Annotated in this window: 4 protein-coding genes; 3 read left to right on the top strand and 1 reads right to left on the bottom strand. The window is 69.5% G+C overall.

The annotated features are described in order from the left end of the window. Positions 1 to 1473: 1473 nt before the first annotated feature. Entirely contained in the window at positions 1474 to 3819 is a 2346-nt protein-coding gene (locus JOL79_RS20020) for an AAA family ATPase (RefSeq protein WP_210157365.1), read from the bottom strand. A 234-nt stretch (positions 3820 to 4053) separates the two neighbouring features. Between JOL79_RS20020 and JOL79_RS20015 the strand changes: the two genes are divergently transcribed. From JOL79_RS20015 to JOL79_RS20005, 3 genes are all read left to right on the top strand, one after another. After that, the gene (locus JOL79_RS20015) at positions 4054 to 6201 is read left to right on the top strand and encodes a LuxR C-terminal-related transcriptional regulator (RefSeq protein WP_210157364.1); all 2148 of its coding nucleotides are present in this window, start codon (positions 4054 to 4056) and stop codon (positions 6199 to 6201) included. Positions 6202 to 6508: 307 nt separating this feature from the next. Then, complete coding sequence (locus JOL79_RS20010; RefSeq protein ID WP_210157363.1) at positions 6509 to 9526, top strand: DNRLRE domain-containing protein; 3018 nt, start codon at positions 6509 to 6511, stop codon at positions 9524 to 9526. A gap of 16 nt (positions 9527 to 9542) precedes the next feature. Further along, positions 9543 to 15689 (top strand): RHS repeat domain-containing protein, encoded by a 6147-nt coding sequence (locus tag JOL79_RS20005; RefSeq protein WP_210157362.1) that lies wholly within the window; start codon positions 9543 to 9545, stop codon positions 15687 to 15689. Positions 15690 to 15692: the final 3 nt, after the last annotated feature.

Genomic DNA, 15692 nt, shown 5'->3' with positions numbered 1-15692 from the left:
GACCTGACCGGACGACCCGGTTCTCGCCTGCTGCCGCGGCGTCGACCGCTACCCCTGGCCGCTCCGCCCTGCGGCCAGGGGTAGCGGCGAGATGTCAACTCCGAACGTCGGCAAGCGACCACCACCGAGTACCTTGTCTCCGCTCCCATCGGTACGGCCCGGCAGACCACCGCGGTGAACGCATCGAACCGCCTCGCTCGCGAGCGGTAGGCGCTCGTCATTGATCGAACCCCCATGGGGGTTCGATCAATGACGGTCAATGGACCCCACGCTGATGGAGGTTCCGCAACCGTCGGCCAGCTCCTCCAACCATGAGGAGACCCACATGGCTTGTTCGCACAGCTCGGGGGGCCGCAGCGTTCGACGGTCCATGGTGATGGGCGCCACGGCCGTCGTGTTGGTTCAAGCACCGCCGCCATCCCTATGAGGGGCGTTATGGAATCGCAGTCCGAGCAAGAACGCCAGAGGGGGAAGCATGTTGGCCATCGCCTTCATCGCGCATCCCCGTGGGGGCGATAAGCCGCCTCCGGTGCGCCGGGCGATGATCTTTCTAACGCGGATGCTAACTGCGTCCCGAGACGGCCGTAGACGTCGACAGAAGACGATCAAGCCAATCAGCCCGCTGAGCAGGCAGGAAGAGACGCTGAGGGACAGGAGTAGACGATCTTCTCCCGGCTTGTAAACAGAAGGTCCAAGGGCCTCCGGCGGGGGAGTCTGGCTCCGAGGGGATCGAGGAGCAAGGGTTCCGGTTGTGGTGTGGCTGAGGGCCATGATCGACTCACCTGACGTCGCCCAGGTGGAGCCCAGCAGACCGACTCCTCCGACACAAGCCCGGTCCCTTCTGCAGGGCAACCAGCAGAGGAGAAAGGGCGCCGGGGACAGGTACACGCCAGACCGGGCTTGCGTCTCCGTCGCCGGCCCGCTTTCGGGTCGCCCTGGGACGACGGCAGACGAGGCGATCATGGTGGGCTGAGATGTGGCGCGCGTCGACGGCAACACCAAATCCGATGTTCACTCTCCATCCGAATGGCTACTGTGAGTCACCCTTCGGGCGAGTGATCAAGAGCGGTGGATTGCCGATAATGCGGATCTTGTTCCGTGGCTGTTCCGTGAGAGCCCGTAAGCCAGCGAGAAACCATGACAGGTACCCAGAGGCTTATGCCCTGGTCAGAGGCTAGATCAAGGAGTTAGCCCAGTTCGCTCAGGAGTACGGCGGAGAACACTCAGATCTACGAGGGCACCAACCAGATCCAGCGCATGGTCATGGCCCGCCAGCTCCTCAAGTAACCCCTGACGTGCAGAAACCCCGCTTCCTGTGCTCTGGAAGCGGGGTTCGTCACGTCCGAGTCGATGCCTCTAAAAGATCTTGTTCCGTCACTGTTCCGTGGGAGCCGGCGCGCGGGCAGAGTAGATGCTCGTCGGTGGTTTCCGGCTGCGATCGCTACTGAACTGCCCCGTTATCGCGCAAGTAGGTCACACGATCGACTCTAGGTCGCCGGGGCCTCCCCCGGGGCAACTCCTCGATCTTGGCGTCGACTTCGGCGATGCCGGCGCAGAACGCTCGCCCCTCAGGAACGTCTGGCCGAGCTCGTTTCTGGAGGCCACGCCCAGTTTGGGGAAGGCCTTGTAGAGGTGGTTGGCCACCGTCCTCGGGCTGATGCCGAGCTGGGCGGCGATCTCCCGATTGCCGGCGCCGCCGGCGGCCAGCCGTACGACGCGGTGTTCCTGCGGCGTGAGCAGGGATCCGGCCTCGACCGGGTCGGCGACACCCGTGGCGAGCAACTCGGCGCGGGCACGTTCGGCCCACGGGTGGGCTCCCAGCTCGGTGAAGACCGAATGAGCGGTGCGCAGGTGCTGCCGGGCCTGCGTGGGATGGCGGGCCCTGCGCAGCGCCTCACCGTGCAGGAGGGCCGTCCTGGCCTGTTCGTACGGCCGCACTCCGAGCAGCTCCGCCGCCGCGCTGTACAGCTTGACGGCATGGTGCGCATCCGTTGCCAGCAGTGCGCGACTGCGGAGGGCGAGACCGGCGGGGGCGGCGCGGCACGTGCCGGCGGCCCACTCCTCGAATCGTTCCAGCGGCTCGCGACCGACAGCCGGGTTCCCCGCTCGGACGGCGGCCTCCACGAGGTCGGGTGTCGCCAGAACATGGAGGGGCCCTGCGAGCAATCGTTCGAGCGCGGCGCCATGGCGGCCGAGGCTCAGGTCGAGCAGCGCGGCGGTCCACACCGCAAGCGGCGTCATCTCATCGCCGATGGGTACGGCCTCGCCGCGGGCGGCCGCGAGCCAGGCCAGGATGGCCGACAGCCGGGCTTCCTGATGAGGTTGCGCCACCTCACGAGCCACGGCCAGCCCTTCATGCGCCGCGGCCTCTGCGGCCTGGTGGTCGCCCATCTGTCGCAGTGCGCTGCTCAAACCATGCAACGCGTACGGCAGTCGCCCTGGCATGTCGCGGTCGCGGCATTCGGCGACCAGGGCGGATGCGAGGATCGACGCCGACTGGTCGTCGCCCGCTTGGAGTAGTGCCTCAACCGGATCATCGAGCCCGCCTGCCGGTTGACCGTGTGGTGCGGCTTCGGCCATCCAGGCTCCTGCGGTCATGGCCGTGGCTCGGGCAGGGCCGATGTCGAATGCGGCAGCCGCGGCGGCGAGCAGGCGGCGGGCACGGGCGGCCGGTTCTGAGGTGAGTCGCGCGGCCTCCTCCAGCGCCTCCCCTGCCAGGGCGCGGCTGCGCAGGCCCCCGGCAAGGCGCTCCAGGAAGTCGGCGGTGGCGCCGTCGGGCCCGGTCGCGGCGGCGGCGAGGTGGAAGACGGCTGAGGCCGGCGGCAGAACCGCGGCCAGGGCACGGTGTGCGCGCATCCGGTCGGCGGCGCATGCGCTCTGATAGACGGCCATCCGCACCAGCGGATGCGTGAACTTCACGCCGGTGCGGTTCAGACCGACCAGGCCCGCGTGCTCGGCGAGAGAGAGGGACGACAGAGAGATCCCGAACCGCTCGGCCGCCGCCTGGAGAGCTGCGAGATCGCCGGCCTCGCCACGGAGGTCGGCGAATCCCGGCAGGGGGCACACATCCGCTGCGGCGCAGATCAGCATGGCCATGACGGTCTCGCGCGGCAGCTCGCGGACCGGCCGCAGGAAACGGCCGGCGATCTCCGGGCGAACTGTAATCGTTTTCCGTTGGGGCCTGCCGACCCCGGGTCGCGTGCTCACATTCCGCGCGAACTCCACCAGGGCGAGCGGATTGCCCTCGGCGGCGGCGATGACGCACCTCTTCATGATCGGCACCAGGCCGGGCGCCCGCTCGGCGAGCAGCGCGGCGCCGTCCGCCTCGTCGAGCGGTGCCAGGATCAGCTCTCGCGTGCTGCCCGTCCATGGGTGATCCGCGGGGGAGGCGAGCAGCAGAGCCACTGGTGCGGTGTCCAACCGCAGCGCGGCGAACGACAGCGCCTCTGCCGACGCGGGGTCGAGCCAGTGCGCGTCGTCCACCACACAGACGAGCGACCGCCCCGCCGCCACCTGCCGGAGCAGTGCCAGCACGGCGAGCCCGACGCTGAAGCGGTCGGAGTTCGAAAGAGAGGCGTCGAGCGTGAGAGGGAGGATCTGGCTGAGCCCGGCGAATGGAATGGCGCTCTCGCACTCCAGCGCCGTGGCCCTCACCACCTGCATCCCGGCTGCCCGCGCGGCGCGGGCGGCGTGGTCGAGCAATGCCGTTTTGCCGGCCCCTGCCGCGCCCCGGACGATCAGAGCTCCGCCACGGGAGGTTTGAGCGTCAGAAAGCAACAGGTCCAGGGCGCGTAGCTCACCGGTTCGCCCGTGTAACACGGCTGGAGAGTAACCAGCGAAGTTGATCTTCACCAGTCATTTTGATGAACAAATAATGAATGATCCTGCTAAGCGGGCGCGGATTACCTTTTGCTGTTCATCGTGGTCGATACAGCTGATATGTCGGGAAGTTCATCCGCGGATGCGCGCCCAGTCCCCCGGTTTTACGGCCGGGAACACGAGCAGGCGGTCGTCGGGGACATGGCCTTCGGAGCAGCGCAGGGAGATCGCAGGGTGCTTGTCCTGCGCGGAGAGCCGGGGATCGGCCGCACCGCGCTGCTCGACCACTCCCCCGGCACAAATGTCAGGGTCGTACGCAGCAGGGGGATCAGAGACGAGGCCGATCTGGCGCTCGGGGCGCTCCATCGCATCCTCGGGGTCACCGGCGATGCCGACCCTCTGCGCGACGGGATTCGGGCCACAGCCGCAGTCGCGGACCTGTCCCGGCCGAATGGTCTGCTGCTCATCATCGACGACGCCCAGTGGCTGGACCAGCCGTCGGCGGAGGCCCTGCTGTTCGCCACCCGCCGGACCGCCGGTGTGAGCCTCGTGCTCGCGTGCGCCGACGGCGAGGGTCCGGCCTGCCTGGCCGAGCCTGGCCTGCCCGAGCTCCGCCTGGAGCGGCTGGCAGACGACGACGCCGGCCGCATCGTGGACACGCACGCCGGCTCTCTGCCCGCCCGAGTGCGGGCTAACCTCGTCGCGGCGGGAGAGGGCAACCCTCGGACTCTCGTCACGCTCGCCCGTGCGGTCACGGCCGACCAGCGCGCAGGCCGCCTCACCTCGCCATGGGCCCCCATGGAAAGCGCCGTGACCGCCCAGCCGCCGGTCTCCGACGCCGCACGCGCGCTTCTCGTCCTGCTCGCCGTCATGGGCGCGCGAGGCGATGCCGACCTGACCACGCTCCTGCCCGCCGCCGGCCGCGTCGGCGCATCCGTTCGGGAGTTGACCGAGACCGAACGGGCCGGCCTGGTCACGGTGACGGGTTCGGCCGTGGCCTTCCGCCACCCGCAGGCGCGGATCGCCGCCTACGCATCCGCCCCGCTGGAACTGCGGGCCGCCGCACATCGGGCGGCCGCGGCCACACCCGGCACGAGCGCGCGTGAATCTGTCTGGCACCGGGCCGCGGCGGCGTTCGGCCCGGAGGAGGACACCGCCGCCGCCCTGGTCGCCGCCGCGCGCCGTACCGGTGCGGAGGAGGCGGCCGACGCACTCCAGGCCGCGGCGGAGCTGAGCGCGAGCCCCGCGACGCGTGGCGAGAGGCTGGCACTGGCCGCGTCCGCCGCGGCCGAGGCCGGGCAGCGCGTGCGGGCCGCCGGCCTGACCGCAGAGGCCCGCCGCCATGGTGTGGGCGCGCCGGTGATGTGGAGTGGGGCGACAGCCGTCGCCGCCGCGCTGGATGGCATCAGGCTGCGGCTGCTCGCGGGTGAGGGCGCCTTGGCGCTGGACGCCGCCGGCGCGCTGGTGGCCGGATGCCGCGAGCGCGAGCTCCACGGCAGGCTGCCCGCGATCCTGGAGGTGGTCGCGTCGTGCCACATCCAGGCGGGAGGCTACGAGGCCGCGAGGACGGCCGCCGCCGAGGGGCTCGACCGGGCCGAACACCTCGGAGACACCACCGGAGCGGCTCGTCTGCACGCCGTGCTCGCCTGGCTGGCCGCCGTCACGGGTGCGGCGGTCCCAGCGGGGCGATACGAACTCGAAGACGACGAGGTGCGCGCCCTCCGCGCGTGGGCGGAGGGCGCCGGCGACGCCGCCCGGGGCGACTGGAGCCGAATGCGGGGCAGGCCGCTCCCCGACGGTCCGCTCGCGCTGCTTGCGGGGCTCGACCATATGGAGGCCGCCATGCGGGTCGGCGACCGGGCGCGTGCGGATGAGATGTGCCGGCGCGTTGAGGCTACGGCGGCCGCCGTCGCGGCCCCGTGGACCGCGACCCTGGTGAGCCGGTGTCACGCCCTGACCGGCCACGGTCCATGGCCCGAACCTGCCGAGGGCGAGGACGACCCCTTCGGGCGCGGACGCGGGCTGCTGCTGCACGGGGAGTGGCTGCGGCGGTCGCGGCGGCGGGGAGCCGCCGCGGCCAGGTTCGGCGAGGCGGTGGCGATCTTCGAGCGGCTGGGCGCCTGGCCATGGCTCGAACGCGCGCGCGCCGAGCTCTCGGCCTGCGGAGGGGAGGCGGCCCGGATGGACGCCGCCCCGGTCGCACCACTCACTCCGCAGGAACTGCGCGTCGCCCGGCTCGCCGCGGCGGGGGCGACCAACCGCGAGATCGCCCAATCGCTCGCCCTGAGTCCCCGGACGGTCGGGTTCCACCTCTACCGCGCGTTCCGCAAGCTCGGCGTCTCGTCCAGGGCAGAACTCGCCGCCCGCACATTGCCGGGTTGACAGCGCCGGATATTCACATCGCCCACGGGGGCGCTACCTGATCGGGGCGGCCCGATGACTCATGCCACCGCGTTCCGTGCTCCAGGGCTACCTGTACGCCGACTCATTCGCCGGGGCTCCCGACGATCTACGTTCCTCGATGGCGTGTTAGGTGATTGGGAAATCGGAGCTTGGCATGATCCGGTCGCATCGATGGTTGAGCCTCGGGTTGGGCTCGACCTTGGCTTTGACGATCGCGGGAGGTGCGCCGGCGGCCTTCGCCGACCGCGACCCCGCTGGCACACCCCCTGAAGCCACGTCCGGGGAGGTGACGGCGCTGCAGGCGGCGAGGGAATCCGGCAAGCCGGTGGAGGTCGCAGATCAGCGCACGGAGACGAGCGAGGTGTTCGCCAACCCGTCGGGCACCCTCACGCTGCGGCAGCACCTGCGGCCCGTGTGGGCGAAGGTCGACGGACATTGGCAGCAGGCGGACGGTACGCTGCGGCCCAACGCCGACGGCACGATCTCGCCGAACGCGGCGACGTTCGGCATGACCTTCTCCGGCGGCGGCGCAGGGCCCCTGGCGACCATGGTCAAGGATGGTAAGACTCTCACCCTGACCTGGCCGGAACCTCTTCCCGCGCCTGTGGTCGACGGAAACACCGCCACCTACGCCGAGGTGCTTCCCGGCGTGGACCTCAAGGTCATCGCCGATGTGGACGGGTTCGTCGACCACCTCGTCGTCAAGACGCGGGAGGCGGGGCTCAACCCGAAACTCCGGACGCTGGACTTCGGTATGACCGGACAGGGACTCGCCGTGGAGCCGGACGCGGCAGGAGGGATCACGGCCAAGGACCCGTCAGGAGCCCCGGTCTTCCAGGCACCGGTGCCGCGCATGTGGGACTCCTCCACCACGTCCGCGGGCGCCGCGAAGGCCAAGGCGTTCACGGACACCGCGGGCCAGGGCGGCGGGCAGGCCGAGAGCGCCCCGCTGCGCAACGTCGGCATGGCGGCGCAGGTCACCGGTGACCGGCTGCGGATCCTGCCGGACGCGTCGATGCTCGACGACCCGTCGACTGTCTATCCGGTGACCATCGACCCGGTGTTCAACGACGGCTACAAGAACCACTGGGCCGTGGCCTACAAGCGCACCGGCTATGCGTCGATCTCCGACACCGCCTACTACGACGGCGGCAACAAGATTGGCAGTGAGAGCCCACCCGAGGCCCGGGTCGGTCACGAGAGCGACTCAGGTGGCACCGCCCGCTCCTACTTCCAGATGAACACCGACGGCCTGCAAGGATCGACGATCCTTTCGGCCACGTTCAACGTGTTCAACACCTACTCGTGGAGCTGCACCAAGGCCGACGTGCAGCTCGGTTTCACCGGCGTGATCAGTTCGACCACCACCTGGAACAACCAGCCGTCGTGGAGCCAGACGCTGCAGACCAAGTCGTTCGCCCACGGCTGGTCCACGAGCTGCCCGGACGCGGGCGAGGACTTCAGCAACGCCGCCTTGGTCGACGCGGTGCAGACCGTCGCCGACAAGAACGCCAACAACATCACGCTCGGCCTGCGCGCCGGAGACGAGGGCTCAAGCACCGGCTGGAAGCGGTTCCGGGTCAACTCCACCAACCCCGTGCTGGAGGTCACCTACAACCACACCCCCAAGGTGGTCTCCAAGGCCGCCTTCCGCGGGGCCTGGAACAACAACAGCAGCGACGACCCGATCACCTGCAACAACGACCCCGCGACCTGGCCCGTCGTGGGCAACACCAGCGTCGCCCTCACCGCGAAGGTGAGCGACCCCGACGGCGGCAACGTCACCGGGAAGTTCAAGGTCTGGCAGGCCGGCGGGAGCGACGTCGCGACGCCGTCCGACACCGTCTCCAGCGGTGGTACGGCCAGCGTCAGCGTCAGCTCCGGCACATTCAAGGACGGCCTCGGCTACCGATGGACCGTGCAGGCCGCCGACGGCACCGTGACCACCGGCGGGTCCGGCGACTGCGGGTTCGCGATCGACAAGACCGCACCGGCCAAACCGACGGTCGCGGCCACCGACGGCCACCCGCTGGACGTGGCCGAGGTCGCCGCCCGCAAGGCCAGAACGGTCAAGTTCACGTCCACTGACGCGCACATGGCCGGCTTCTGCTACACGCTCAACCAGCCGCTCTCGGTGGGCGGCGGGACCTGTGCGAACGGTACCTGGGTGGCCGCCACGAGCGGCACCGCGACCGTGACGATCTATCCGCCGCGCTGGCCCAACAACCGGTTGCACGTGGTCGCGATCGACACCGCAGGCAACGTGTCACCGTACAACGGCAGCGCCTCGGCGATCGACTCCAACACCACGCTGATCGTGACCGCCGCACCCGAGTTCGTGCAGGACCCCGACGGCGGCGTCTCCGGAGACAGGGACGGCGACCTCAACGGTGACGGCTACGCCGACCTCTACGCCATCGACAGCACGAACCACCTCCGCTTCTACAAGGGCGGCAGTAACGGCGCGGTCCAGTTCGGCAAGACGTACGGCACCGGCTGGGGCGGCGCACTGCTCGCGCACCGGGGAGACCTGATCGGCCCGGAGAGCGGAATGGGCAAGGACGGCTATGAGGACACCTTCGCCCGGCTGTCGGACCACAAGTTGTGGCTCTACCCCGGTGACGGACTGGGCGAGCCTCTCTACTCGGGCCGCAGGGAGCTCAAGCACCCGGGCGGCGGCGACTGGTCGGCGGTGACCGGTCTTGCGGCGCCGGGAAACATCGACAACCAGGCCGGCGTGGACCTGATCGTCAACGAGGGCGGCAAGCTCCTCCTCTACACGGGCACCGCCACGGGGCCGCTGGCCACCGCCACGAACGGCGAGCTCGCCACGCCGCAGACCATCGGAACCTCCGGCTGGTCCTCCTACGACGTCATCACGCCCGGTGACGTCACCCCCGACGTCACCGGCGACGGAGCCGCCGACGACAACAACGCGCCCGACGTCATCGCCCGCAACCGGAGCACCGGCGAAGTCTGGATCTACCCCGGCTACTACGACACCACCACCGGTGCCTTCGCGCTCGGCGCCCGTCGCGCGTACGGCCCCGGGGGATGGACCCCGGCGAACCGGCCCAGCTTCACCACTTCGGGCAATGTCCAGGGCACCGTCGTCACCGTCGACGGCGGCGTGCGCTTCCAGCCGACCGCAGGACTGGAGACCCCCGATATCTGGTCGACGATGCCGGGCGGCACCGACAACACAGGAGTCCTCCTCATCTACTTCTGCACCTCCGTGGACCGCGGCCCGGTGGCCACCGTGGGCTCAGCGGCCTGGACGAGCGTCATCTCCGCCATCTTCTGACGGGAGAAACCCCACGATGCTTCGCAGGACGACACCGATCGCCGCGATCATGTCGGCGGTCCTGGCGGCGGGGATGCTGACCCCCGCCAGAGCGGCGCAGGCGCCGTTCGAATTCAAGATCCGGCCGGTACAGAAGGAATCGTCGGTGCCCGGCACCAAGGTGACACGGGACGGTGAGTCCCCGCTCGCCGACAGTGAGCGCCGTCCGTGGAAGGCTCCGGCCAAGGCCGTATGGCCGGCCGCCGGAACCGCCGAGGTGGATCTGAGCACCGCCCAAGCCGACAGGGCCGCCCGAGCGGTGCCGCGGGTCCAGGCGGGTAAGCTGCCGGTTCGCGTCGGTCCCGGCGCGGACGGCGGCACGGACAGAAGCCTGGCGGCCGTGCCTTCACGGGCCGAAGTCGACCTCGCCGACAGGTCCGTCGCCGCGCGGGCGGGGGTGGACGGACTGCTCGTGACCCTGCGGCCGGACCGTCCCGGCCCGCTCTCCGTCCAGGTCGACTATTCGGCGATCAAGAACGCCTACGGCGCCGACTGGGCCTCCCGCCTCACGCTCGTGCGCCTGCCCGAATGCGCGCTCAGCACCCCCGACCGACCGGAATGCCGGGAGCAGACGCCGCTCGCCGCCCACAACGACACAGCGGAAACCACCGTGACCGTCGATGTGGACGCCGCGGTGACCGCGACCGTCCTCGCCGCCACGGCGGCGCCCGCGGGCGCGAGCGGATCGTTCAAGGCCACGTCGCTCGCGCCATCCGGCGAGTGGGCGGCCGGCGGCAACTCCGGCGGCTTCGGCTACAAGTACGGCATCGACGTGCCGTCCGTACCCGGAGAGCTGGAGCCCACGGTCAGCCTCGACTACTCCTCATCCAACGTGGACGGACGGGTCGCCTCGACCAACAACCAGCCCTCCTGGGTCGGCGAGGGCTGGGACTACGACCCCGGCTACATCGAGCGCAGCTACATGGGCTGCAACGACGACAAGGGCACCGGCGCCAACAACACCGCCAAGACCGCCGACCTGTGCTGGAAGTCCGACAACGCCACCCTGTCTCTCGACGGCTCGGTCACCGCGCTGGTCCGTGACGACGACTCGGGGGTGTGGCGGCTGGCCGACGACGACGGCTCGCGGGTGGAGCACCTGAACGGCACCGCCACCGACACCGCCAACGGTGACAACGACAACGAGTACTGGCGGATCACCAAGACCGACGGCACGCAATACTGGTTCGGCAAGAACCGGCTGCCCGGCTGGGCCTCCGGTAAGCCGGAAACCGGTTCGACCTACACCGTTCCGGTGTTCGGAAACCACGCCGGAGAGCCGTGCCACGCGACCGCCTACGCCGACTCGTCCTGCACGCAGGGGTGGCGCTGGCGACTCGACTACGTGGTGGACGCCCAGGGCAACGCGATGGCCTACTACTACGCCAAGGAGACCAACAGCTACGCGAAGAACCTGGCGAAGACGGCCACGGCGTCCTACGTGCGCGGGGGCTACCTCAGCCGGATCGAGTACGGCCTGCGGGCCGGTCAGGCGTACGCGGCGCAGGCTCCGGCCAAGGTCGTCTTCGGAGTCTCCGAGCGCTGCCTGTCCGACTGCGGCACCTTTGACGCCGCCCACGCCGCCAACTGGCCCGACGCCCCGTTCGACCAGAACTGCGCGTCCGGCGCCACCTGCACGAACATCGGTCCCTCGTTCTGGACCAGGAAGCGACTGACCTCCATCACCACGCAGGTGCTGAGCGGCACGGCGTACAAGGACATCGATTCCTGGGCACTGACGCAGCAGTTCCCCGGCACGGGCGACAACACCTCGCCAGGGCTGTGGCTGGCCAAGATCGCTCGCACCGGCAAGGCCGTCGGCACGGCGATCACGCTCCCGGCGGTGACGTTCTACGGCACCCTCATGGACAACCGGGTGGACGCCGACGAGGGCCGTCCACCACTGCACAAGTACCGCATCACCCGGATCAGCAGCGAGAGCGGCGCCGACACCCTCGTCACCTACTCCGGCCCCGACTGCACCTACTCGGCGCTACCCGACCAGGCCACGAACACCAAGCGGTGTTATCCCTCCTTCTGGACCCCGGACGGGTACGCCGACCCGGTCAAGGACTGGTTCCACAAGTACCTGGTCACCCAGGTGGCCGAGGACGACACGGTCGCCGGCTCGGGCTCGGAGACGAAGATCACCTCCTACGAGTACCTCGGCGGCGCCGCCTGGAAGAAGGACGACAGCGAGTTCACGCTGGACAAGCAGCGCACCTACAACCAGTTCCGTGGGTATGCCACGGTGCGAACGAAGGTCGGCGCGTCGGCCCGCACCCAGAGCGACACGCTCTACTTCCGCGGTCTCGGCGGACCGCTCGCCGACTCGGAGGGCAACACGGTCGAGGACGACGACACGCTCGCCGGTCTGGCCAGAGAGACGATCACCTACACGGGTGAGGGCGGCTCGGTCGGCTCCGCCACCGTCACCGATCCGTGGGTGTCCGCGGTGACCGCGAGCCGCGCGAGGCCCGGGCTGTCCGCGCTGACGGCGAAGATGACCCAGAAAGGGGTCCAGCGCGGCCGGACCCTCGTCACCACCGCGACCGGCACGGCATGGCGGCGCACCCGCGCCGACTACTCCTACAACCAGGACGGCCTGGTCGTCTCGGTCAGCGACCAGGGCGACGTCGCGATGTCCGGAGACGAGGAGTGCAAGACAACCACCTACACCACTCGCGACGCCGCCAACTGGCTGCTTGCCTTCCCCGCAACGGTGAAAACGACCGCGGGCACCTGCACCTCACCGGGCGCGGTCACCGGCGAGGTGCGCAACTACTACGACGATCAGGCACTCAACGCGTCGCCGAAGCCGGGCCAGGCCGACATCACCAAAATCGAAACGCTTGACCACTTCAACGGCACCACCCCCGTTTACGCCGCGACCGGCACGAGCCACGACATCTACGGTCGCGTCCTGTCGGAGACGGACGAGCTCGGTCACATCACCAAGACCGTCTACACGCCGGCTACCGGTATCGCCACCGGCATGACCGTCACCGACCCGAAGGGGTTCGCGACGACGAGCACACTCGACCCCGGTCGGGGGCTCACCCTGACGAAGACCGACGCCAACGGGCGTACGACGTACACCGACTACGACGCGCTCGGCCGGCTCACCGCCGTGTGGCTGCCGGGGCGCGCCAAGACGGCGGCGGCGAACACCACGTTCACCTATGCGATCTCCGCGACGGTGCCGACGGCGATCACGCAGAAGGACCTGCTCGAAGACGGCTCCTACCGCACGTCGATCACCCTCTACGACGGCCTCCTGCGTGAGCGGCAGACCCAGGAGGACGCGCACAACGGCGGCCGCCTCGTGGAGGACACGTTCTACGACTCCCACGGGCGGGACTGGAAGGTCAACGACACCTACTGGAACTCCTCGGCACCGTCCACCTCCCTCCTGGGCGTCGCCGACAACCTGGTCCCGTCCCAGACCGTCACCGAGTACGACGGGCAGGACCGGGAGACCGCGTCGATCGCCAAGTCGCTCAACGTGGAGAAGTGGCGCACGACCACCGTCTACGGCGGCAACTACACCGCCGTCGTCCCTCCAGGGGGCGGCACGGCCAGCCTCGAGGTGACCGACGCGAGTGGCCGCACCACGGAGCTGCGCCAGTACAAGGACCGCAACCCGGTGTTCGGCGCCGCCGCCTCGCAGTACAACGCCACGAAGTACGGCTACGACAAGGCGGGGAATCTCATCTCCGTCGTCGACCCCGCGGGCAACACGTGGACCTACGGGTTCGACCTGCGCGGCAACCGCGTCATGGCCGACGATCCCGACGCCGGCGTCACCCGGTCGACCTACGACCTGGCGGGCCAGCTCCTGACCAGCACCGACTCGCGGGGCGTCACGCTCACCTACCAATACGACGAGCTCGGCCGCAAGAAGACCCTGACCCAGGGCACGACCAAGCTGGCGCAGTGGGACTACGACGCCCTCGCCGGCGGCAAGGGCATGGCGGCGTCGTCGACCCGTTATGACAACGGCAACGCCTATGTCACGGCGGTCAAGGGCTATGACTCGGCCGGGCGCAGCACCGGGTCCACCGTCACCATCCCGGCTGCCGAGGGCGCCCTCGCGGGCACCTACACCTTCGGCACCACCTACAGGCCGGTCACCGGCGCGCCCGCCACCACGTCGTTCCCCGCGGCCGGCGGGCTTGCGGCGGAGACGGTCTCGTACGGCTACACCAAGCTGGGTCAGCTGTCCTCGCTGAGCGGCTCGGCCCTCTACGTCAGCGGCGTGCAGTACTCGCCCTACAGCGACGTCCTGCAGACCGTGCTCGGCGACGTCGGGGCGAGGGTCGTGCACACCCTGGTCTACGAGGATTCCACCCGCAGGCTCGCCCAGGTCGTCGACGACCGTGAGAAGGCCGGCCCGCAGACCATGGACAACATCGTCTATACCTACAACCCGATCGGAGACATCACCCGGGTGCACGACGACCGTGACGACAAGTCGGCCGTCGACACCCAGTGTTACACCTACGACTACAACCGCAGGCTCACCGAGGGCTGGACCGCCACCAACGAGTGCGCGGCGGCACCGACGACGGCGACCGTCGGCGGGCCCGCGCCGTACTGGCAGACCTTCACGTACGACGCGGTCGGCAACCGGACCTCCGAGGTCCAGCACGCCGGCACCGGCGACGTGCGGCGCACCTACACCTATCCCGGGCCGGGGCAGCCGCAGCCGCACACGCTGGCGAAGGTCGACACCACGGGTCCCGGCGCGCGCACCGACTCATTCGAGTACGACGCGGCCGGCAACACCACCCGGCGGGTCACCACTCTCGGAGACCAGAAGCTGGTCTGGAACGCCGAGGGCGACCTGGCGGCGTCCACGATCGGCGGCAAGACAAGCACGTTCGTCTACGACGCCGAGGGCACCCGGCTGCTGCGCCGGGAGCCCGGGAAGACCACGCTCTACCTCGGCGGCGAGGAGCTCGCTCTCACCACCGGCACGGGCAAGGTCTCGGGCACCCGCTACTACGAGGGCCCGAAGGCGACGGTCGTGCGCACCTCCGACGGGCAGGTCGACTACCTGATCGGCGACCGCCACGACACCGACGAGCTGAGCGTCAACGCCACCACTCTCGCCTACTCGCGCCGATCCACCACGCCGTACGGTGGGGAGCGCGGCACCGCACCGGCCTCATGGCCGGGTGAGAAGGGTTTCGTGGGCGGCACCATCGACGAGTCGACCGGCCTGACCCACATCGGCGCCCGTGAGTACGACGTGGCGATCGGGCGGTTCGTCTCGGTCGACCCGGTGATGGATCTGACCGATCCGCAGCAGATCAACGGCTACGCCTACTCGAACGACAACCCGGTCGGCTTCTCCGACCCGTCAGGCACCCGGTTGCTCTGCGGCGTCTACGGCGAACCCGCGTGCCCGCACACCGGGACCTCTTCGAGCGGTGACTCCAAGCCGAAGAAAAAGAAGAAGAAGGACAACGGCGGCACCGCGTCGAGTGGGAGCGGGTCTTACCAGATGAACCCCAGCGCCTGCGCGACCTACGAGTGCTACCGCGAGCTCACCGACAAGCAGTACGCGGCCGAGACCAAGAAGCGGCTGGACGAGATCAACAGGCTCGAGGCGCAACTCGCCGAGGAACGGGCCAAGGCCGTCCGGGCGGAGATCGAGCTGGCGAAGCAGAGAGAGAAGGCCAAGAAGAAGAAGCGGCACTGGTGGGACAACAAGATCGTGCGTGGGATCGCCGCCGGTGCGGTCGTGGTCGCCGGCATCGCGGGCGCCACGGCCTGTGGGATCTCGATCGTCTGCGGGGTCGCGGTGGGCGCCGCCGCAGCGGCCGCCCGCTACACGATATGGAACGCCGGCACAGGCAACTGGAACTGGACGAGATTCGGCATCGACACCACCTTGGGCGCCCTCGGAGGCGGTGTCGGCCGCGCGGCCGCGGGCGGCAAGGACGCGTTCAAGTACTCTCTGCAGCGCCCGTGGATGTGGAAGGGTGAGAGCGCGCCGGCGCACACGGCGTTCAACGAGAGCAAGTACGCCATCAAGTTCATGAGCAGGTACCAGCTGCAATGGCGGGTGAAGCCGACGTTGTTCAATGGTCCTTCGATGATGAAGTACCCGAACTGATGG

This window comes from Microbispora oryzae (assembly GCF_017896165.1).
Lineage (GTDB): Bacteria > Actinomycetota > Actinomycetes > Streptosporangiales > Streptosporangiaceae > Microbispora > Microbispora oryzae.
The sequence above is the reverse complement of the archived record's forward strand: the minus strand, read 5'-3'. Positions and strand labels throughout refer to the sequence as shown.

Excerpts from the sequence above, each read along its gene's own strand:
- JOL79_RS20005 (WP_210157362.1), top strand. The coding sequence starts at position 9,543 with ATGCTTCGCAGGACGACACCGATCGCCGCGATCATGTCGGCGGTCCTG.